19 protein-coding genes and 1 pseudogene are annotated in these 19803 nt (G+C 69.9%); 10 read left to right on the top strand and 10 right to left on the bottom strand.

What is annotated here, in order from left to right; translation table 11 throughout:
- Positions 1-205 precede the first annotated feature (205 nt).
- Positions 206-1093, top strand: coding sequence for a hypothetical protein (locus AA23TX_RS40680; protein WP_155548275.1), 888 nt, complete (start codon positions 206-208; stop codon positions 1091-1093).
- A gap of 1092 nt (positions 1094-2185) precedes the next feature.
- Here the strand turns inward: AA23TX_RS40680 and AA23TX_RS51295 are convergent.
- The 4 genes and pseudogenes from AA23TX_RS51295 to AA23TX_RS40665 form a co-directional block, all read right to left on the bottom strand.
- Positions 2186-2611: pseudogene (locus AA23TX_RS51295) on the bottom strand (WXG100 family type VII secretion target); the annotation flags it as partial.
- 15 nt (positions 2612-2626) lie between these two features.
- Complete coding sequence (locus AA23TX_RS40675) at positions 2627-2950, bottom strand: WXG100 family type VII secretion target (RefSeq protein WP_155548274.1); 324 nt, start codon at positions 2948-2950, stop codon at positions 2627-2629.
- Complete coding sequence (locus AA23TX_RS40670) at positions 2950-3489, bottom strand: YbaB/EbfC family nucleoid-associated protein (RefSeq protein WP_155548273.1); 540 nt, start codon at positions 3487-3489, stop codon at positions 2950-2952. The genes AA23TX_RS40675 and AA23TX_RS40670 overlap by 1 nt, the downstream gene beginning before the upstream one ends.
- A gap of 142 nt (positions 3490-3631) precedes the next feature.
- Entirely contained in the window at positions 3632-4924 is a 1293-nt protein-coding gene (locus tag AA23TX_RS40665; RefSeq protein ID WP_196425810.1) for an MFS transporter, read from the bottom strand.
- Between the two features lie 324 nt (positions 4925-5248).
- Here AA23TX_RS40665 and AA23TX_RS40660 point away from each other — a divergent pair, with 324 nt between their 5' ends.
- Complete coding sequence (locus tag AA23TX_RS40660) at positions 5249-5830, top strand: YqgE/AlgH family protein (RefSeq protein ID WP_167379639.1); 582 nt, start codon at positions 5249-5251, stop codon at positions 5828-5830.
- Here the strand turns inward: AA23TX_RS40660 and AA23TX_RS40655 are convergent.
- Entirely contained in the window at positions 5827-6246 is a 420-nt protein-coding gene (locus AA23TX_RS40655) for an SdpI family protein (protein ID WP_155548272.1), read from the bottom strand. The genes AA23TX_RS40660 and AA23TX_RS40655 overlap by 4 nt on opposite strands.
- A 66-nt stretch (positions 6247-6312) precedes the next feature.
- Between AA23TX_RS40655 and AA23TX_RS40650 the strand changes: the two genes are divergently transcribed.
- The 3 genes from AA23TX_RS40650 (at position 6313) to AA23TX_RS40640 (ending at position 11361) form a co-directional block, all read left to right on the top strand.
- Complete coding sequence (locus AA23TX_RS40650) at positions 6313-7473, top strand: esterase-like activity of phytase family protein (protein WP_155548271.1); 1161 nt, start codon at positions 6313-6315, stop codon at positions 7471-7473.
- 157 nt (positions 7474-7630) lie between these two features.
- Positions 7631-10471, top strand: coding sequence for a leucine--tRNA ligase (gene leuS / locus AA23TX_RS40645; protein ID WP_155548270.1), 2841 nt, complete (start codon positions 7631-7633; stop codon positions 10469-10471).
- A gap of 152 nt (positions 10472-10623) precedes the next feature.
- Positions 10624-11361 (top strand): 3-oxoacyl-ACP reductase family protein, encoded by a 738-nt coding sequence (locus AA23TX_RS40640; protein WP_155548269.1) that lies wholly within the window; start codon positions 10624-10626, stop codon positions 11359-11361.
- On the opposite strand, the gene AA23TX_RS40635 is transcribed toward AA23TX_RS40640, so the two are convergent.
- The 5 genes from AA23TX_RS40635 to AA23TX_RS40615 form a co-directional block, all read right to left on the bottom strand.
- Positions 11358-12095 (bottom strand): TetR/AcrR family transcriptional regulator, encoded by a 738-nt coding sequence (locus tag AA23TX_RS40635; protein ID WP_155548268.1) that lies wholly within the window; start codon positions 12093-12095, stop codon positions 11358-11360. The genes AA23TX_RS40640 and AA23TX_RS40635 overlap by 4 nt on opposite strands.
- Positions 12096-12167: 72 nt before the next feature.
- Positions 12168-12755, bottom strand: coding sequence for a DUF3558 domain-containing protein (locus AA23TX_RS40630; RefSeq protein WP_230863034.1), 588 nt, complete (start codon positions 12753-12755; stop codon positions 12168-12170).
- Between the two features lie 29 nt (positions 12756-12784).
- Entirely contained in the window at positions 12785-13186 is a 402-nt protein-coding gene (locus AA23TX_RS40625; RefSeq protein WP_155548266.1) for a hypothetical protein, read from the bottom strand.
- Positions 13183-13917, bottom strand: coding sequence for an ESX secretion-associated protein EspG (locus AA23TX_RS40620; RefSeq protein ID WP_155548265.1), 735 nt, complete (start codon positions 13915-13917; stop codon positions 13183-13185). Before AA23TX_RS40620 ends, AA23TX_RS40625 begins: the two co-directional genes overlap by 4 nt.
- Positions 13914-15296, bottom strand: coding sequence for a hypothetical protein (locus AA23TX_RS40615; RefSeq protein WP_155548264.1), 1383 nt, complete (start codon positions 15294-15296; stop codon positions 13914-13916). Before AA23TX_RS40615 ends, AA23TX_RS40620 begins: the two co-directional genes overlap by 4 nt.
- Positions 15297-15511: 215 nt before the next feature.
- Here AA23TX_RS40615 and AA23TX_RS40610 point away from each other — a divergent pair, with 215 nt between their 5' ends.
- The 5 genes from AA23TX_RS40610 (at position 15512) to AA23TX_RS40590 (ending at position 19791) form a co-directional block, all read left to right on the top strand.
- The gene (locus AA23TX_RS40610) at positions 15512-16042 is read left to right on the top strand and encodes a YbaB/EbfC family nucleoid-associated protein (protein ID WP_155548263.1); all 531 of its coding nucleotides are present in this window, start codon (positions 15512-15514) and stop codon (positions 16040-16042) included.
- A 23-nt stretch (positions 16043-16065) separates the two neighbouring features.
- Entirely contained in the window at positions 16066-16380 is a 315-nt protein-coding gene (locus AA23TX_RS40605; protein WP_155548262.1) for a hypothetical protein, read from the top strand.
- A gap of 3 nt (positions 16381-16383) precedes the next feature.
- On the top strand, positions 16384-17538 hold the full coding sequence (locus AA23TX_RS40600) for a WXG100 family type VII secretion target (RefSeq protein WP_155548261.1): 1155 nt from the start codon (positions 16384-16386) through the stop codon (positions 17536-17538).
- On the top strand, positions 17535-18662 hold the full coding sequence (locus AA23TX_RS40595) for a hypothetical protein (protein WP_155548260.1): 1128 nt from the start codon (positions 17535-17537) through the stop codon (positions 18660-18662). The genes AA23TX_RS40600 and AA23TX_RS40595 overlap by 4 nt, the downstream gene beginning before the upstream one ends.
- 259 nt (positions 18663-18921) lie before the next feature.
- Entirely contained in the window at positions 18922-19791 is an 870-nt protein-coding gene (locus tag AA23TX_RS40590) for a ribokinase (protein WP_155548259.1), read from the top strand.
- Positions 19792-19803: the final 12 nt, after the last annotated feature.

Here is a 19803-nt window from a genome sequence, read left to right as displayed (position 1 = left end):
CGTGCGGCGCCTGCCCAGCCGACGGCCCCTGCCCTCCCGGCGGCCTTTGCCCACCGTGAACCGCCTGCCCACCCTGCGCCTGCCCACCCTGCGGCGGCTGCGCACTGTGCGGGGGCTGCGCACCGTGCGACGGTTGGCCACTTTGAGGGGGCTGCCCACCATGCGACGGTTGGCCACCCTGCGTCGGCTTGGCACCGTGCGACGATTGGCCACCCTGCGGCGGCTGCGCACCGTGCGACGGCTGGGCACCGTGCGACAGCTGGCCGCCCTGCGGCGGCTGGCCACCCTGCGGCGGCTGGCCACCCTGCAACGGTTGCCCACCGCGCGGCTGCCCGCCCAGTACTTGCCCAACCCCCGGTTGTCCGCCGTGCGATTGGCCGTTCTGTGGCTGGCCGCCCTGTGCCTGCCCACCGTGCGGTTGATTGCCGTGTGGCTGCCCACCGAACGGCTGTCCACCTTGTGCTTGGCCGCCGTGTGGCTGTCCACCCTGCGGGTGTCCGGTCTGCGGCTGTCCGCCGTGTGCTTGGCCGCCTTGCGCGTGCCCGCCATGCGGCTGTCCCCCGTGCGATTGCCCGCCCAGCGCCTGCCCGCCCGGTGCCTGACCGCCCTGCGGTTGTCCGCCTTGCGGGGGCCGTCCGCTCGGCTGCCCCGGCGGTTGCCCGCGCATCGGCTGACCACCCGGCGGCATCCGGCGCGGGTCCTGCGGTGGCATCCGTCGCGGCTGCTCGTGCGGTGGCTGACCGCCGCGCGGGGGCGTCGGGGCCGGGCCATTCGTACGTCCGGGACCGCCGCCGCCGTTCGGCATTCCGGCTGGTGGGGGTGGTGTGAATCCGCCCTGGGGCGGGCCCTGCTGCGGCGATGGCCCGCTCTGGAACGGTGCCGTCCCCCCATCGGCTGCCGCGAACGGCTGGTTCGCACCGCCGGTGAAGCCGGCCGCTCCGACGTTGTCCTGCGGGCGTCCGCCGGTCTGGCGGCCTGGTTCCGGGCCGGCTCCCGGTGGGGCCATGCCGTAGCCGCCGTTCGACGGTGCGCCGGCCGGACTCGGCGGCGCGCCGTGCGACGAGACCGCCGGCGGTGCCGAACTACCCGATGATGGCGCCGGCTGGCCAGGTGCCGGGGGCTGTTGCTGAGGTGCGGGACCGTCCGACGCCTGCTGAGGCACCGGACTGTCTGCAGCCGCCCTCACTTCAGGCTGCGGACGTTCTGCCTGTACGTGGTCGGCACTCGGCCGCTGCCCCTCAGCTTCGGCCACGTGCTGCGGCTCGGCGGACTGGAGTTCCGGCTCTCGAGCAGGCGCAGTCTCCGCACGTTGCTCGGGTTCGCGACGGGCCTCCGGCTCGGACGACGTCTCGCGCCGCGGCTCGGCCCCACGCGACTCCGGTTCGGACGACGGCCCTCGCGAAGGTTCTTCCCCACGCGACTCAGGCTCCCGCGAAGAGTTCTCCCCTCGCGATTCGGGCCCGGACGGCGGTTCTTCCCCACGTGACTCGGGCTCCGACGAACGCCGAGCCTCCTCACCCCGCGACTCCGGCTCACCGCCAGCCTCTCGCGAAGAATCCCCCCGCGACTCAGACTCCGAAGACGCCCCCGGCTCCCGATCCGAACCACCCCCGGACCGCGACTCCCCAGACCCCCCACCCGGCTCCCGAGGAATGTTCGCCTCGTGAACCGAGTGCATCTGCTCCTTGGCGCCCCCGACCGCCCCGCCCACAGCCCCACTGGAAGCCCCGGTCAGCAACTGCTCAGGCGTCAAAGACCCCAGATCCCCGGTAACCGCCGCCTGCCCGACGGTCTGCGCAACCCCCTCGACCGCCCCCCGCGCCCCGGCCCGCACCGCCGCGTCGGCAACCTGACCCCCGGCCGAGTGCGAAAGCCCCTCGGTGGCCCCCCGCCCAATCGACCCCGAAGCCGCCCCGACCACGCCACCGACAGCGCCGGAGATCGCCGCGTCCGAAGTCTTCGACCAGTCCCAGTCCTTGCGGTCGCCCTTCGCCATCTGCAGGCCCTGGATGCCGGCGTCCATCCCCAGGTTGATGGCCTCGTTCTTGAGGACCTCCATGCCGATCTTCTTGAGACCCTGCTTGAGCAGCTTCTCCAGCAGCTCCTTCGCGACCTGCTTGAACCCCTGCTGCGCCAGCTTCTCGAGCAGCTGCCGGAACAGCATCTGCACCGTCATCCGGGTCGCGACCTGGGCCGGCGCGATGCCCGCCGTCGAGCCGCCGAACGTCACCGCCGCCGCCGCGATCATCGCCGCGATCTGGGCCGCCAGCACGATCAGCGAGATGATGATCATGTACTTCGTGTACTCGACGTCCAGCGCCGTCTGGTCGCACGAGTCCCCGAGGGCCTTCGTCGCGTCGGCCAGCTGCTTGAAGTACGCCTCGTCGCCCTCGACGAACTTCTTCCACTGCTCCACGAACGCGTCGGCGCCGTCGCCGGTCCAGTTGTCGCGGATGCCGGACGCCGCCTGGTTACCCGCTTCCGATGCCGGGCCGATCGCCGAAGACGCCGTGTGCCACGCGTCGCGCAGGGCGCGCAGCTTGGTCTCGTCGCCCTCGGGCCAGCTCTCCCCGACGACGATCGGCAGCAGCCACTTGACCGCGTCGGGCATCTCCATACCCACGGGTCATTGCCCCTTGCCGAGCTGCGAAGTCACGTCTTCGTCGGCGCCCGACAGCGCCTTCATCGACTTGGCGACGTTCTGCTGCATCCCGCGCAACCCCTGCACGAGGTTGGCGAAGCCTTCGACGGCACCCTGCGAACCGGGCACGTAGTCCTTGGCGAACTCCTTGCCGGAGTCGTCGTCGCCCCAGCACGCGCCCTGCGCGTCGAGCGCGCCCCGCAACGCCTTCAGCGCGCTGTCGAGCCCGTCCGCCGCCGTGGTCAGGCCGCTCGACGCGCCCAGGACGGCGTCGGGTTCCGCGGTGAACCCGGAGCCCCCTCCGGGCATCAATCGCCCCTCGTCATCCAGGACGACGGCGGCTCCTCGTCCTCGTCACGCGGCGGGCGGACGCGCTTCGGCGCCGGCTTGGGAGCGAGCATCGGCGGCGGCACGGCCTCGTTGCGCAGGATCGAGCCACCTTCTTCGAAGGACGCGGGCCGCGGCGCCGGAGCCTCTTCCTCGACGAACTCGGGGATCCGCGGCACCAGCCCCGCCAGCGACGGCGCGCCCTCGACGAGGTCGGCGAGGTCGGGTAGTCCCTCGGTGATCGGCGCCATGAGGTCGGCGATCTTCTGCTTGACCTGCAGCGATCCTTGCCGCACCACCGTCTGGACGGTGTTCGCGAGCTGCGCGGGCGTTGTGCGTTCGAACGCGTTCGGTGCGAACTCGAGCTTCGCGAGGCTGCCGCCGGCGTCGATCGTCGCGCGGACCAGGCCGTCGGGGGAACTGACCTGCGCGGTGGTCTCGGCCGCCGCGGTCTGGGCGTCGCGCAGCTGCGCGGTCTGCCGCTCGAAGTTCTCCAGGAGGGTGTCCATCTGGTCCTTCATCGCGGCATTGCGTGCTTCGAGCCGTGCACGGTCGTCGCCCGCGGTGGTCACAGGTCCCCCCGGTGTCCCTCGAACCTACTAATGACTTGCCGTCACCCTAATGCCAATGGAGCAGTGACCGTGACCGGTTCGTGGTTTTCGCTCACCGGACCGTCCGGCGCCGCGCCACGGCGTACCCCGCGCCGCCGACGAGGTAGCAGACGGTCGCCGCGATGAGCAGGCCCGGCGAGCGGCCGTCGTCCGGCACGACGAGCGCGCCCAGCGAAACCGCCGCCACCTGCGTGATGTTGAAGAGTGTGTCGTACAGGGCGAACACCCGGCCGCGGGCTTCGTCGGCGACGTCGAGCTGGATCGACGAATCGACGCAGAGCTTCAGCACCTGCCCGGCCCCGGTGATGACGAACGACGCGAGCAGCGCCAGCGGCAGCACCATCGGCAGGCCCAGCGCGGACTGCGCGATCGCGGCGAGCAGCAGCGAACCGAGCACCGCGCGCAGGCGGCCGAACTTCCGGAGCAGCCGCGCCGTCAGCAGCCCGGCGATCAGGATGCCGGCTCCGGCGAGCGCGGCCATCTGCCCGAGCCCGGGCAGGCCGGCGCGGAAGATCCCGTGGTCGGTGAAGTAGTTCCGCATCATCAGCACGGTGACCAGCAGCGACACCCCGAACGACGCGCGGTGCGCGAACAGCGCGATGAAGCCGGCGGTGACACTCGGGGCGCGCCATGCGTGCTTCGCGCCGTCGGCCAGCCCACGCGCGACGGCCAGCACGGGGTTCGGCGGCTCGTCGACCACCGTCGGCCCGAGCACGCCGCGCGTGAAGCCGCGCGCGATGAACGCCGAGACCAGCGTGCCGAGCACCGCGAACGCCGTCGTCTCGGCCGAGCCGAGGTCGTTGCTGCCGAACAGCGCCCGCAACCCGATCGCACACCCGCCGCCGATGACGGCGACGACGGAGCCGAGCGTCGTGGCGAAGGCGTTCGCCGTCACGACGCTCTCTTCCTCCACGACGTGCGGCAGCGACGCCGAAAGCCCGGAGCCGATGAAGCGCGAGATGCCTTCCGCGGCCAGGGCCAGCGAAAACAGGCCGATCCCGCCGAACCCGAACCCGACGGCGATGGCCGCGCAGGCGATCGCCAACCCACGAAGGAGGTTCGCGAAGATGAGGACCTTGCGCCGGTCCCAGCGGTCCAGCAGGGCACCGGCGAACGGCCCGACGACCGAGTAAGGCAGCAGCAGCACGGCGAACCCACCGGCGATGGCCAGCGGATCGGCGCCACGCTCGGGGTTGAACAGCACGGCCCCGGCAAGACCGGCGCGAAAGACGCCGTCACCCCAGCTGGCGGCGAAGCGCGTGAAGAGCAGACGCCGGAAGTCAGGATCCTTGAGCAGCTCACGGGGGCCTCTTCGTGCGGTGGCCGCACCGGTGCTGATCGTCACGGAACCAGACTAAGGCCCGATAGTGGGGCACGGGTCAAGAGACTGGCGGCCGGCGCACACGGGGGTCCGGGGGGCTTGCCCCCTGGAAAACAAGCTGAGGGCGCCAGGGGCGAAGATGGCGAAGCCATCAAGCAAGGGTGGCCGACGCACTCAGCCTCGCCTCTCGGCGGCTATGCGCAGTGTGGCTCCTGCCGGACGGTATTCCACAAAGGCGGTTCTTCAGTGAGCCCGGGGGACACGGAGTGCGCCGACCACTGTTTCAAACGAGGCTGCTGAGGCGATTGTTCCCGAGCCGAAGTAATTCGCCGGGCCAGAGGTGAGATCATGGGTCGCGTGCCAGCGGACGCCGAGGTTGAGCCGGGAACGCTCCTGGTCGCCGCCCCCACGATGGTCGACCCCAACTTCAAGCGGACCGTGGTGTTCGTCATCGATCACCGTGACGAAGGCACGCTCGGCGTGGTCTTGAACCGGCCGAGCGACGTCGCCGTGCACGACGTGCTGCCCAACTGGGGCGGGCACGTCGCCGAGCCGCAGGCGGTGTTCGTCGGCGGGCCGGTCGAGAAGAAGACCGCGTTGTGCCTGGCCGCACTGCGCACCGGTGAGACGGCGGCGAGCGTGCCGGGCGTCATCGCGGTTCGCGGGCCGGTCGCGCTGGTCGACCTGGACACCGACCCCGAAGTGCTCGTGCCGAAGGTGCGCGGGGTGCGCGTCTTCGCCGGGTACGCGGGCTGGGACTCCGGTCAGCTCGCCGGCGAGATCGAGCGCGACGACTGGGTCATCGTGCCCGCGCTCCCGAGCGACATCCTGGCCTCACCGAGCGGCGACCTGTGGAGCCAGGTGCTGCGCCGCCAGGGCATCCCGCTGGCCCTGCTGGCCACCCATCCGGGCGACCTCCAGCGGAATTAGGCCTCGGCCTTCTTGAAGACCCCGCAGCCACCGGAGCCGCACGCGCAGCCGGTGCAGCCCGCGGGCGCGGCCGGAGCCGGCGGCGGCACGGTCAGCGCGGCCCGGTTGCCGAGCACGCCGCCGCCCATGACCAGCACGAGCATGGCGAGCACGCCGGCGAGCGCGGCGGAGACCAGCCCGGCGGTCGTCGGCATCGCGAGCCCGGCCAGCCCGGTGAGCACGGAGATCGCGCCACCGGCCATGGTCGGCAGCCCCGCGATGCGGTTGGCCAGCCTGAACGCTTCTTCGCTGCGCAACGCGGCCTGCGTGCGCACGCCGGTCCCGCCTTCGCGCGTCAAGCGCTCGCGGAAACCGAGGAACCCACCAAAGCCGACAAGCAGACCCAGCACGACCGGAACCAGCGCGATAGCGAACACGAGGTCAAGGATAAGCGTGACGTCCTGGCAACCTGGCGGATACCCTGACCGACTGTGCTACAGGCCATGTCACCACGCGTACTGCCCACAGTGCTGACCGCTGCCCTGATCGGGGGACTCGTCGCTGCGGCACCGGCGAGCGCCACCGAGAGTCACCAGCGGCCGATCCGCCTGCTCGGCGAACAGATCGTCCCCAACTCCCTGCTGTTCCAGGGCACGGTGGTCGGCGGCCTCTCCAGCATCGACTACGACCCCCGGACCGGCGGATACGCCCTGATCTGCGACGACCGGTCCGCGATCAACCCCGCCCGCTTCTACACCGCGAACTTCCCGGTGTCGGCCGACGGCGTCGGCCCGGTCACCTTCACCGGCACGAAGCCTCTGCTGCGCCCGGACGGCACGCCGTACCCGCCGCTCACGCAGAACGACCCGTCGAAGCCGCAGAACGAGCAGACCATCGACCCCGAAGAGCTGCGCGTCGACCCGTGGACCGGCGACTACTACTGGTCGCAGGAGGGCGAGCGGACGGCGACGACGTTGATCGACCCGTCGATCCGCGAGGCGCGCCGCGACGGAAAATACGTCCGCGACCTGCCGATCCCCGCGAACGAGAAGATGACGCCGACGGCGGGTCCGCGGCAGAACCTCGTGCTCGAGGGCATCACGTTCACCGGCTTCGGCTCGCTGCTGGCCAGCGAGGTCGAAGGCCCGCTCCTGCAAGACGGTCCCGCGCCGACGACGACCGCGGGCGCGCTCTCGCGGATCACCCTGCAGTCGCGGTTCGGCCCGGTCCTGGCGCAGTACGCGTACCCGCAGGAGCCGATTTTCGCGTCACCGGTCCCCGACGGCGCGTTCGCGACCACCGGCGTCTCCTCGATGCTGGCCGTCGACCAGGCCGACCCGACGAAGTTCCTGATGATGGAGCGCTCGTTCGTCACGGGCGTCGGCAACAAGGTGCGCGTCTACGAGATCGACACGAAGGGCGCGACGAACGTCCTGAACGTCAAGTCCCTGGCTGACGCGAAGCACGTCAAGCCGGTCAAGAAACGGTTCCTCTTCGACGCCGCCGACCTCGGCCTGTCCACTGTGGACAACCTGGAGGGCATGACCTGGGGCCCGAAGCTGCCGAACGGCGACCGCAGCTTGATCATCGTCAGCGACAACAACTTCTCCGCCACGCAGGTCACCCAGTTCGCCGCACTGGCGGTCCCCTCGGAACGGCTTTGACCAGCAAGTTACGATGAACGTATGAACACGGCTCGGCTGCTCCTTAGCCTGCCGCGCTGACCGGGTCCGGCCCGGCCGGCGCGGCGACCCCTCATGCCCTGGTGGCTGAGGGGTCGAGTTGTTTCTGGAGTAGGTCGAAACGCGAAGGAAGACGGCGATGACTGAGGCGACCGGGACCGACGTCCCCGCGCACCGCTACACGGCCGCGCTGGCGGGTCAGATCGAGCAGCGCTGGCAGGACCACTGGGCCGACCAGGGCACCTTCCACGCGCCCAACCCCGTCGGGCCGCTCGCCGTCGAGGGGCAGCAGGTGCCCAGCGACAAGCTGTTCGTCCAGGACATGTTCCCGTACCCGTCGGGCTCCGGCCTGCACGTCGGGCACCCGCTGGGCTTCATCAGCACCGACGTCTTCGCCCGGTACCACCGGATGATCGGGCGCAACGTGCTGCACACGATGGGCTTCGACGCGTTCGGCCTGCCGGCCGAGCAGTACGCGGTCCAGACCGGGCAGCACCCGCGCAAGACCACCGAGGAGAACATCCGGACCTACCTGCGCCAGATCCGGCGCCTGGGCCTGGGCCACGACGAACGCCGTCGCATCTCCACGATCGACCCCGAGTACTACCGCTGGACGCAGTGGATCTTCCTGCGGATCTTCAACTCCTGGTACGACACCGAAGCCGGCAAGGCCCGGCCGATCGCCGAGCTGGAAGCCGCGTTCGCGGACGGCTCGCGTCCGACGCCGGACGGCCGTGACTGGGCGGCGCTGTCCGCCGTCGAACGGAAGCAGGTGATCGACGACCACCGGCTGGTGTACATCTCCGAAGCGCCGGTCAACTGGTGCCCGGGCCTGGGCACCGTGCTGTCGAACGAAGAGGTCACCGCCGACGGCCGCAGCGAACGCGGCAACTTCCCCGTCTTCCGCCGCAACCTGCGGCAGTGGATGATGCGGATCACCGCGTACGCCGATCGCCTGGTCGACGACCTGGACCTGCTGGACTGGCCCGAGAAGGTCAAGTCCATGCAGCGGAACTGGATCGGCCGCTCGCACGGCGCCCGCGTCACGTTCAAGTCCGGCGAAGACGCGATCGAGGTCTTCACGACCCGGCCGGACACGCTGTTCGGCGCCACCTACATGGTGCTGGCACCGGAGCACCCGCTGGTCGACAAGCTGGTCACTTCGGCCTGGCCTGAGGACGTCGATCCTCGCTGGACCGGTGGTGCCGCGACGCCCGCCGAGGCCATCAAGGAGTACCGCGTCGCCGCGTCGCGGAAGTCCGAGCTGGACCGGCAGGAGAACAAGGAGAAGACGGGCGTCTTCACCGGCGCGTACGCGACGAACCCGGTGAACGACAAGCAGATCCCGATCTTCGTCGCCGACTACGTGCTGATGGGTTACGGCACCGGTGCGATCATGGCCGTGCCCGGCCAGGACGTCCGCGACTGGGAGTTCGCCGAGAAGTTCGGGCTGGACATCGTCCGGACCGTGCAGCCGTCGGAAGGCTTCGACGGCAAGGCGTTCACCGGTGACGGGCCCGCGATCAACTCGGGCTTCCTGGACGGCATGGACGTCGCCGAGGCCAAGAAGACGATCATCGACTGGCTGACCGAAAAGGGCGCCGGCATCGGCACCGTGCAGTTCAAGCTGCGCGACTGGCTGTTCTCGCGCCAGCGCTACTGGGGCGAGCCGTTCCCGGTGGTCTACGACGAGGCCGGCGAAGTGCACGCCGTCCCCGAGTCGATGCTGCCGATCGAGCTGCCCGAGGTCGCCGACTACTCGCCGGTGACGTTCGACCCGGAGGACCGCGACTCGATGCCGTCGTCCCCGCTGGCCCGCGCGACCGACTGGGTAGAGGTCGAGCTGGACCTGGGCGACGGCCCGAAGAAGTACCGCCGCGACATCAACACGATGCCGAACTGGGCGGGTTCCTGCTGGTACCAGCTGCGCTACGTGGACCCGACGAACAGCGAGACGTTCTGCGCGCCGGAAAACGAGGCGTACTGGATGGGCCCGCGGCCGGGCGAGCACGGCGCGGACGACACCGGCGGCGTCGACCTGTACGTCGGCGGCGTCGAGCACGCGGTGCTGCACCTGCTGTACTCGCGGTTCTGGCACAAGGTGCTGTTCGACCTGGGCCACGTGACGTCCAAGGAGCCGTACCGGAAGCTGTTCAACCAGGGCTACATCGAGGCGTACGCGTACACGGACTCGCGCGGTGTCTACGTCCCGGCCGAGCAGGTCGAGGAGCGCGACGGGAAGTACTTCTTCAACGGCGAAGAGGTCACCCAGGAGTACGGCAAGATGGGCAAGAGCCTGAAGAACGTCGTCACGCCGGACGAGATGGCCGAGAACTACGGCGCCGACACGTTCCGGTTCTACGAGATGGCGATGGGCCCGCTGGCCATGTCGCGCCCGTGGGCGACCAAGGACGTCGTGGGCGCGCACCGGTTCCTGCAGCGGCTGTGGCGCCTGGTCGTCGACGAGAACACCGGCGAGCTGCGAGTGTCCACTGAGGACGCTTCGGAGGCGGACCGCAAGGTGCTGCACAAGACCATCGCGGGCGTCCGCGAGGACTACGCGGAGATGCGGTTCAACACGGCCGGCGCGAAGCTGATCGAGCTGAACAACCACGTCACCAAGGTCTACGGCGGTGCCGTGTCGACGCCGCGCGAGCTGGCCGAGCCGCTGGTGCTGATGCTGGCCCCGCTGGCCCCGCACCTGGCGGAGGAGCTGTGGCACCGGCTGGGCCACGCGGACTCGCTGGTGCAGGGCCCGTTCCCGGTGGTGGACGAGAAGTACCTGGTGGAGGACTCGGTCGAGTACCCGATCCAGGTCAACGGCAAGGTCCGCTCCCGCGTGACGGTGCCGGCCGACGCCGCTCCGGACGCGGTCCAGGCGGCGGCGCTGGCGGACGAAAAGGTCGCGGCACTGGTCGGCGGCGGCACCCCGCGCAAGGTGATCGTGGTGCCGGGCAAGCTGGTCAACATCGTCCTGTGACATCCGGGGCTTCGCCCCGGGCCGGGGGCTTCGCCACCCGGACCCCCGAAAGCCGGTGGTAGCGCGCTGTCGGAAAGCCGCCGGTGGTTTCCCCGAGTTCTCGATTTGATTGAGCAGTCAACGAAAACGGCTCGATCGAAGGAGAACCGGGGATGACCCTCGACGGCAAGGTGGCACTGGTGACGGGCGGCAGCCGTGGCATCGGCGCGGCCACGGCATTGCGGCTCGCCGAGGACGGCGCCCACGTCGCGCTGACGTACGTGAACAACGCCGCGCGGGCGGCCGAGGTGGTCGAGCAGATCAAGAACCTCGGCCGCCGCGCGCTGGCGATCCAGGCGGACTCGGCGGACGCTTCCGCGGTTTCGGCCGCCGTTTCGGCTGTGGTGGCGGAATTCGGCCGGCTCGACGTGCTGGTGAACAACGCGGGCGTCGGCTTCGTCGGCGCTTTCACCGAAACCTCTTTGGAAGACGTCGACCGCGTGCTGGCGGTGAACGTCCGCGGCGTGTTCGCCGCAACCCAGGCGGCCGCGGGAGTCCTGGGCGAAGGCGGCCGCGTGATCACGATCGGCAGTTGCGTCACCGATCGCGTGCCCGGCCCGGGCATGGCCCTGTACGCAACGAGCAAGGCGGCGATGGTCGGCCTGACCAAAGCGCTGGCGCGGGAACTCGGCCCGCGCGGCATCACGGTCAACCTGGTCCACCCGGGCCCGACGGACACGGACATGAACCCGGCCGACGGTCCCTACGCGGCAGACCAGCGCGCGTTGACGACGTTCGACCGCTACGGCTCGCCGTCGGAGGTGGCGGCCGCGGTGTCTTACCTGGCTTCGCCGGCCAGCGCCTACGTGACGGCGTCGACCCTCTCGGTCGACGGCGGTCACGCGGCTTAGCCGGAGTAGAGCCCGATCTCCCGGGCGAGGTCGATGAGCATCGCCTCGAACAGGACGTCCGGTTTGGACATCGGGATCGGGTAGTTGCCGAAGACCTCGAGCGTGACGTGCCCGTAGAGCCGGGCCCAGAACTGGATCATCAGGTACGTCACGCCGAGGTCGATCTTCTCCACCGGCACCTGCCGGTCGGATTCGGCGAGCACGGTGACCAGCGATTCCTGGAACTTCTGGAGGTCGTCGCGCAGCTCGTCGGGCACCCCGCTGGCGGACGGCAGCACGATGTCGGTCCGCGCGAGCACCCGCCCGGCGGCGGCCAGGAAGATCCGTCCGAACGGCTCGTCGACCCGGCTCAGCGCACTCCCGGTCGTCGACCCCACGCCGCCCGTCGGCGACGCGAAGACGAGCGTGAATTCCTTCGTGTGGGTGAGCGCCCACCGCCGGAAGCCCTTGCAGATGGCGAACAGCTGCATGATCCCGTCGTCCGGCAGCTCGGCGATGTCCTCCGCGAGCTCGTCCGCCAGATCGGCGCAGACGTCCAGCCGCAGGGTCCCGACGAGGTCGTCCCGCGACTCGTAGTACCGGTAGAGCGCGGGCGCGGTGATCCCCAGCTCCCGCGCGATGGCGCGCAGGGTGACCGCCTCGGGTCCCTGCTCGACGAGCAGCTTCCGAGCGGTCCGCCGAATGTCCTGTTCGGTAGCCGCACGCGCGCGACCCCTCCGGGTGGGGTGGCTCATCCGAACAGTCTAGGTGCTTACTACGACAAGTCTTGCATTAACGCGATCTCCGTCGTAACGAAAAGGTGCAGCTCAGGACCGCGCCTTGAGGTTGGTCAGCACGGTGTCGGCGACCCCGCGCCCGAGTTCGCACGCGTCCTTGCCCGCCTGGACCGCCGAGTCACCGATGCTCAGCGAGACGGAGTACGCCAGCTCATCGGAGATGCCGACGACGATCACACACGTTCGATTGTCGGTCGACCCCACATCCACGTAGCCGACCGCGGGGTAACCCTGGACCGGGGCGAGGTCGTCGACCCAGCGTTTGGCCTTGGGCTTCTCGTTTTTGTAGGCGAGGCTGATGCCTTCGTCGTTCTTGGTCTCGTAGATGACCAGGATGCCGGCACTGCTTCCCGAGGTACTGCCCCAGTCGCACATGGGACCCAGCTCCGAGTCCTTCGGTTTCGGCGAACCTGGTTGTCCGAGATAGCCGGTCAGCTGGTCGGCGGTGAAAGCCGAATCGCAGGGACTGCCTTCCAGCACTTTGGCGGGCAATGGGTCCGTCACCTTGGGAGCACCGCTGTTCGGCAGTTCCGCGCTACTGGTCGGCGCCGCCGACGCGGTGCCGGGTGTGCGCCGTTCACTCGTGCATGAAGTGAGCAACGCCGTGCCGACGACCACCGCGGTGGCACCGACGAGAACTCGTCGAATCATTCGAGCGACCCCTTGATCGTTTTCGTCGAATCCGCAGCTTGCCGGTCAGCCGCTTCGGTGATGCCGAGAGCTTGACTCAATCGCCGGATCAGTTCTTTGTAGTAGTCGAGCTGGTATTGCAGATGGCCCTGGTAGTAGCGCCCGGCTTCGTTGACCCCGTTCGGGCCGAGCACCGCCTGCCGGCTGACCGGCTCGTCCGCCGGCGGTTTCGCTTGGCTCAACCCTTCGGCGGCTCGCATCTGTTCGACGATGGTGTCCTTTTGGACCTCGGCTTTTTTGAGCATCGCCCGCATCTCCGAGCTGCTCATCGCGAACCCCTGCCCACCGGCCGGCCGCGACGCGCCACTCGGCATATCCGTCGCCCAAAAGCCGATCCCGCTGAAGATCGAGCCCGTCATCGTCCTCCCCCTAACCCGTTCAGCGTCGCGTACAGCACATCCGTCAGCGCACCCCGGGTCCCCGGCTGAAAGCTGACCATCCGCTCACGCCCCGGGTACACGTACGTCAGCACCCGTCCGACCCCGCCGACGTCCACCGCCGTGATCGGCGCGCTGCGCGAGCCGCGGTTGACCGCGTAGCACTGATGCACGCCCGTCCGCTCGGCCGCCATCAGACGGCGCGCCCAAACCAGCGGGTCGCCGCCGCGATCTGCCGTCGGGTCGTCGAGGTCGTACGACTCCTCGCCCGAAAACCGCGTCTCCGGGATCGACACCGGGGAAATCCGCGCCGGCGGGACCGGTGGCAGCACGTCCACCAGCGACTCCGCGATCCGCGACGGCTCCACGACGTCGATCCGGACGGTGTCGCCCTTCCGAACCAAACGGAGCGCGTCCGGGCCGTCGGACGCGACCAGGACCGTGCCCGACTCGTCGGCCGCGATGTCACCCAGCCACGCCGTGAACTGATGGGCGCCCTTCGCCAGGACGCGCAGGACGTCACGGAATTCGCGCGTCAACGTGCCGCCCGACGCGAGCCGGAGCGACGCGAGGACGTCCAATACCTTCTCGTCGAGCCGCTTGCGGGTCTCGTCGCCGAGCCAGAGGTTGTCCGCGCCGAGGACCGCGGGCGGTGGGCCGTGCCGCTCCCACTCCCACGCCGTGAGCAGGGCAGCCTTGGGCAGAAAGATCACAGCCCGATCACCGGGGGCACGGTCCGCTCGTCCGAGCCCCCGAAGATGCTCTCCGGATCGGCTTCCACCAGGTACGACGCGCGCTGGTGCTCCGCGTCCTCCTCGCCCTTGCCACCCTTGGCGCCCTGGCCCATGCCACCCATTCCCGGTGAGCCCGGCTTGCCCGCCGCGCCGCCGCGGATCCCGCCGGCCGCGCCCGGACGTCCTTCGCCCGTCAAGCCGGCTCCGGTCGACGCGCCGGGGCCGCGGGCACCTGTCCCGCCGCCCGCACCGGACGAAGAGCCCGGTCCGAATCCGCCACCACCCGGGCCGAAGCCACCGCCGGGACCGAAGCCACCCGGTCCGAAGCCGCCGCCTGAACCCGGCCCGAACCCGCCGCCGGGACCCGAGCCAGGGCCGAACCCGCCGCCCGATCCCGTCCCCGGTGGCTGCAAGCCCGGCGGGAACGACGTCGACGGCGGCACGTAACCCTGCGCGCGAACGCTGTCATCCACTCCCGGCGTGGGTACGCCCGGCGGCGTGACCTGCCCCGGCGGCGGCTGGACGACCGGCGGGTGGACCGCCGGCGGCGGCTGCACCTGCGCACCGATCGACCGGTCGTCGTCGCCTCCGGTCGTCCGCTTCCGAGGTGGCGGCTCGACGGGCTTCTTCGGATCCTGCACCGTGAAGTCGCCGCCGGTGTACTCGCGGAGCTGGCCGTAGTCGATCGTCCGCGCCGCGGTGTTCGAGCTGGACTGCTGCGAGTACGCCGTGTACCGCTCGACGTTCTCCGCGGCCTTCCGGTTGTACTGGTTGATCTTGTCTTCGGTGTCGGTGTCCCACGGCGTCGCGACGTCCCAGGCGCTGCGCGTCGGCGGCTGGTCGGTGACGTCCGGGTGCAGCGAGTTCTTCATCTGGTGGAACTGGTCGATCTGCGCCTGGGACAGCGTCGAGTTGCGGTCCAGGGTCGTGGACGCCGACACGGCCGACGCGGTCAGCGGCTGGAGACGTTCCCGGGCCGCGTCCGAGGCCCCGCCGGTCCACGCGGACTCGAGGCCGGAGGTCAGTTCACGCGTGCCCTGTTCGAGCTGACGCTGGTAGGTCGACTGGTCGACGCCCGCCTGGTGCACCTTCTGCAATGACTCGGTGCCCGGCCCGCGCAGCACGGCCTGGACCAGCTGCCCCGGCGACAACCCGGCGGCCTGCGGGTTCTCGGCTCCGGTGCCGGTCTGCGACCCGACGTACGCCCCCGCGACGGCGCCGATCGGCCCGCCCGCGAGCAGGCCGACACCCGCGCCGCTCAGGACCTTGCCGAGCCCCTCGCCGCCCGACTGGACGGCGTGCGCGATTTCGGACCCGACGTGCTTGGCAGCGTCGAGCATGTCGCCGAACAACCCCACCGAACCACGCTCCCCACGCGTTCGATCACCCCTCGTGCGTGACGGACGATACCGCACCGGTTACTCGCCGTGCCAAGAATCGACCCAGGTCACGCGCGGTCGGGTGAGAAATCGGCAGGGGCCTTCGTCACAATGCGCTGAACCGCCCACGACTGTCGGTGCCTTGTGCCACACTCGGTCGCCGTACGGCTACTGACGTGAACGGGGAGGTTCGCGTGACGAACCCTGAGCAGATGATCGCGGACTTCGAGGCCAGGATGGCCGAATCCCAGCGCAAGGCCGAGCGGATGGTCGGCGAGATCGAGGCGGTCTCGGTTTCCGCGCGCAGCAAGGACGGCCAGATCGGGGTGAAGGTCGACCACGCCGGCAATCTCATCGGCCTGGAGATCGGCCTGGGTGTGCGTGACAAACCCGACCTCGCCGAAGAGATCCTCGGCACCGTCAAGACCGCCCAAAGCAAGCTCGCCGCGGCGATGCAGGCCGGCGTCACCGACCCGGTCGGTCCCGAAGTGATGCACCAGCTGGTCAGCCGGCTCGAGCAGGCGTTCCCGCCACCCGAACCGGAAGGCTTCACCGCGCCGCCTTCGCCACGCGATGAGGGCGACCGGTTCGTGCCGGAAGAGGAGCGGCAGCTGCCCCCGGCGCCGAAACCGCCGAAGCCACCGGAGCCGCCGCGCGCGCCGCGCCCGTCGTCCGACGACGGTCGCGATGACGACTACTTCAGCGACGGCGACTACCTGCGCTGAAGCGCGGGCGAGGGAGGGGAACCATGAGCGGACCAGGCGGCCCGGGCTTCGCGGTCGACCCGCAGGAGCTGCAGAAGCACCGCGAGAACATCGAGGCGATCACCGACCGGATCGACAAGTGCAAGGAAGCCGCCCACGCGACCGAGCACCCCGAAGCGTTCGGCCTGCTCGGCATTCCGCTCGCGGCGATCTGCGCCATCGCCCAGCAGGTGGCGGAGATCGCGATCGAATCGGCGTCGACGTCGTCGTACGACCACTCGACCCGCATCCAGCTCTGGCAGCAGATGAAAGAAGCCGACGAGTCGGAGTTCAAGGACCTGTTCAAGGTGGAGGACTGAGGCGTGGCCGACAACCCGTTGATCAAGACGGACGCGGCGGACGACCGCAGCGCGCTCGAAGGCGCCGGCCTCTTCCAGGACTTCTGGGACGCGGGCACCGCCGTCGCGGACGGCAACTGGACCGAGGGCTTGGTGAACGCCGCGTTCGGCGCCGGCGGCATCGCGGAATTCGTCGCGGACCCGATCGGCACCTTCGCCTCGGCCGCGGTGGGGTGGGCGATGGAGTTCTTCCCGTGGCTGCGAGAACCGCTCGACTGGCTGACCGGTGACCAGGTCGCCCTGGAGAACATGGTCGGGACCTGGGAGAACGTCGGCAAGGAGCTGGAGAAGATCAGCACCGACCTCCAGGACACCGTCAAGAAGGACAGTGCGGCTTGGGAAGGCGCCTCGGCGGACGCCTACCGCGCCTTCGCCGAAGACCGCGCGGCGACGTACGCCGGCGTGGCGACCGGGGCCAACGCGATTTCGAAGCTGGTCGACATCTGCAAAACGATCTTGAGCGTGGTGCGCTCGATCGTGCGTGACCTGATCTCCGAGTGCGTCGGCAAGCTCATCAGCATCGCTTGCCGGTACCCGGGCCCGGCGCTGCCGGCGGGCATGGCCACCGAGGGCACCGCCGAAGCCGTCAAGACCGGCAGCAAGTGCATGGAGTGGATCAAGAAGCTGCTGAAGGCCTTCAAGAAGGCGCAGGAGCTGTTCCACCGCATCGGCGACATCTTCCGGCGGGTCAAGGGTGCGCTGAAGCGCGGCGCGGAAAACCTGCCCGGCCCGCTGAAGAAGGTCGGCGGCCTGATCAAGAACGAGCCGCGCGACACCCGGACGTTCCTCGAGAAGGTTCGCGAGGAACGTCCGGTTCGGAAGAAGGTGAAGGACACCGTCTCGTCGGACCGGTCGCTCGGCGAGAACCTCAAGGAGCTCGGCAAGGAGATCCGGAACGACACCCGGAAGGAGTTCGGCGAGAAGTTCGGGGAGAACTTCCGCAAGGACCTCTGGGACGACGCCAAGAAGGAGTGGGGCAAGGAGTCCCGGAAGAAGAAGGCCGAAGGGGTCGACGACTGGGTGAACGGCGACGACGAGCCGGCGGAGAAACAGACGACCGTCCAGCCGCCGGTGTTCGAACAGCCGGGTTCGCAGCGGATTTCGGGTTCGATCGAATGACCGCGCCGGAGAGCGACCGCGTCGTCGTGTCGCGGACGGACGGACGCCACTGGATCCAGGCGGGGATCCTCCTCGCCATCGGCGCCGGCATCGTCTGGCTGGGCTGGTCGTCGACCCAGGAGGGCCCGCGACTCGCCGGCAGCGTTTTCGGCGGAGGTTTCGCGCTGCTCGGGCTGATCCTGGTCTTTCGCTCGCTGCCCGAACCCGTCGTCAACGAACTGGTTTTCGACGCCTCGGGGATCTCGCGCATCGTCCGCGGAGTCGTCTGGGCGGCGCGCTGGGACGAACTGGCGGCCGTCGCCCTTCCGGCCGAGCCGGGCCGGGACGACTCCTTCCGGGTCGTTCTCGAGCCGGTCGACGACCGGTTCGTGGAGCGCCATCGAGGACTCACCCCGGTGGCGGGAGGTGCTTTCCTGGTAACGGGGATCACGCTGTCGGTCACCGAAGCCGGTCGGGTCCGCGAGATCGCCGGGAAGTACATCGGAATCGCCGAACGGCCGGTCACCCCGGCGGTGCCCGAACCCGCGCCCCGGCCGGCGCCGGCCGCCGGGTTCGTTCCCGGGCCGGCAACCGTGCCCGAGCTGGACCACGTGAGCATCCACGTCAACGCCTGGGACCGCCGGAAAGTGTGGTTCTTCGACTTCGCCATGGCCATGCTCGGTATCGGGGCGTACGTGGCAGGCGAGTTCGGGCCGTCCGGCTTCCTGCACACCGTCTGCCGGATTCTGCTGGGCGCGGTCATCGTGCTCGGCGGCGTCGTCCACGCCTTCGAGTTCAACAGCCGCAAGCGAGAGCTCCGAGCCGACCTGCGGTTTTCGAACGTGGGTTTCCGGTGGAAGACGTACCACCGGAAATACGAACTCGGCTGGCGCGAAGTCGCCGAACTGCGCCTGCTGACCGACGGTCACCTGGAATTCCGGCCGGTCGACCTCGACTTCCCGCTGCGCCACGGCGACGTCGAGAACCTCGCCCTGAGCGATGGCTGGTACCGCCTGCCGCGGCCGTTGAGCCCCGCGGCGATGCGGAAGTTCACCAGGTGCGTGCCCATCCTGCTGCCCCGCGAAGTCGTGCTGACCGTCGGGGGCGGGGCGCCGCCGACGCCGATCACTCGGGGGGCTACGTGATCGGCGCCGGCGACCTGATGCCCTGTCCGGCTCTCGCCGGTCGGGACAACGTCACCGCGTCTCGCGTGGTGACGCACCTGGAGAGCGGGACCGGTCCGCGTAGTGACGGCCGGGGGAATGACATCCCCCGATCGAGTGACGGTCATCCGCTGCTCGCATGATTGTCGCACCCGACGCCGGATAAGTTACAAAAACCTTCACTTTCCTCTTCCTCGCCCTTCCCGACCTGGTCGGACGGCTTTCGTGGCACAGTGCGGGGATGAACTCCGACGTCCTCGTGGTGGGATCCGCCAATGCCGACCTCGTCGTCGCGGTGGACCGGCGGCCGGCCGGTGGCGAGACGGTACTGGGCGGCGACACCGTGCTTTCGCCGGGGGGCAAGGGCGCCAACACCGCCGTCGCGGCGGGCCGGCTCGGGGCGGATGTCGCGCTGCTCGGAGCCGTCGGTGACGATCCCTACGGCCGGTTGCTGCTCGACTCGTTGCGCGCCGCCGGCGTCGACACGGGATTGGTCCGGACCAGCGATCGGCCGACCGGCATCGCCTACATCACGGTCACCCCGGACGGCGAGAACGCCATCCTCGTGTCGCCCGGCGCCAACTCGAGCCTCGAACCCGGCGACGTCGACGCCGTCTTCGACGGGGTCGAGATCATGGTCGCCTCGCTGGAAGTGCCGCTGCCGACCGTCGAGCACGCCGTCGCGCGGGCCGCCGAAAAGGGCGTCAAGGTGCTGCTGAACCTTTCGCCCGCGGCGAAGCTGTCGCCGGAGACGCTGGCCAAGCTCGACGTCCTGCTCGTCAACGAACACGAAGCCGCCTGGCTGACCGGGCCCGGCGCCGACTTCCGGAAGCTCTTGGAGCTCGGGCCGCGGGCGGCCGTCGTCACGCTCGGCGCCGCCGGTGCGGTCGTCGTGGAAAACGACAGCACGACCGAGGTCGGGTCGCCGGAAGTCGAGGCCGTCGACACCACCGGTGCCGGGGACGCCTTCGCGGGCGCGCTCGCGGCGTCGCTCGCCGATGGCTCCGACCTCGTCGCCGCGGCGAAGCGCGCGGTGCGCGTCGCGGCCTTCAGCGTGACACGGCACGGCGCGCAGCCGTCCTACCCGACTGACGCTGACCTGGGGGAATGATCATCCCGGCGA

Source organism: Amycolatopsis camponoti (assembly GCF_902497555.1).
Lineage (GTDB): Bacteria > Actinomycetota > Actinomycetes > Mycobacteriales > Pseudonocardiaceae > Amycolatopsis > Amycolatopsis camponoti.
The sequence above is the reverse complement of the archived record's forward strand: the minus strand, read 5'-3'. Positions and strand labels throughout refer to the sequence as shown.

Bases quoted from the DNA above. Each gene is read 5' to 3' on its own strand.
- AA23TX_RS40660 (WP_167379639.1), top strand. From the start codon at position 5,249: ATGGGTCGCGTGCCAGCGGACGCCGAGGTTGAGCCGGGAACGCTCCTG.
- AA23TX_RS40670 (WP_155548273.1), bottom strand. From the start codon at position 3,489: ATGAAGGACCAGATGGACACCCTCCTGGAGAACTTCGAGCGGCAGACC.
- AA23TX_RS40595 (WP_155548260.1), top strand. From the start codon at position 17,535: ATGACCGCGCCGGAGAGCGACCGCGTCGTCGTGTCGCGGACGGACGGA.
- leuS (WP_155548270.1), top strand. From the start codon at position 7,631: ATGACTGAGGCGACCGGGACCGACGTCCCCGCGCACCGCTACACGGCC.
- AA23TX_RS40675 (WP_155548274.1), bottom strand. From the start codon at position 2,950: ATGCCCGGAGGGGGCTCCGGGTTCACCGCGGAACCCGACGCCGTCCTG.
- AA23TX_RS40625 (WP_155548266.1), bottom strand. From the start codon at position 13,186: ATGACGGGCTCGATCTTCAGCGGGATCGGCTTTTGGGCGACGGATATG.
- AA23TX_RS40590 (WP_155548259.1), top strand. From the start codon at position 18,922: ATGAACTCCGACGTCCTCGTGGTGGGATCCGCCAATGCCGACCTCGTC.
- AA23TX_RS40650 (WP_155548271.1), top strand. From the start codon at position 6,313: ATGTCACCACGCGTACTGCCCACAGTGCTGACCGCTGCCCTGATCGGG.
- AA23TX_RS40640 (WP_155548269.1), top strand. From the start codon at position 10,624: ATGACCCTCGACGGCAAGGTGGCACTGGTGACGGGCGGCAGCCGTGGC.
- AA23TX_RS40635 (WP_155548268.1), bottom strand. From the start codon at position 12,095: ATGAGCCACCCCACCCGGAGGGGTCGCGCGCGTGCGGCTACCGAACAG.
- AA23TX_RS40605 (WP_155548262.1), top strand. From the start codon at position 16,066: ATGAGCGGACCAGGCGGCCCGGGCTTCGCGGTCGACCCGCAGGAGCTG.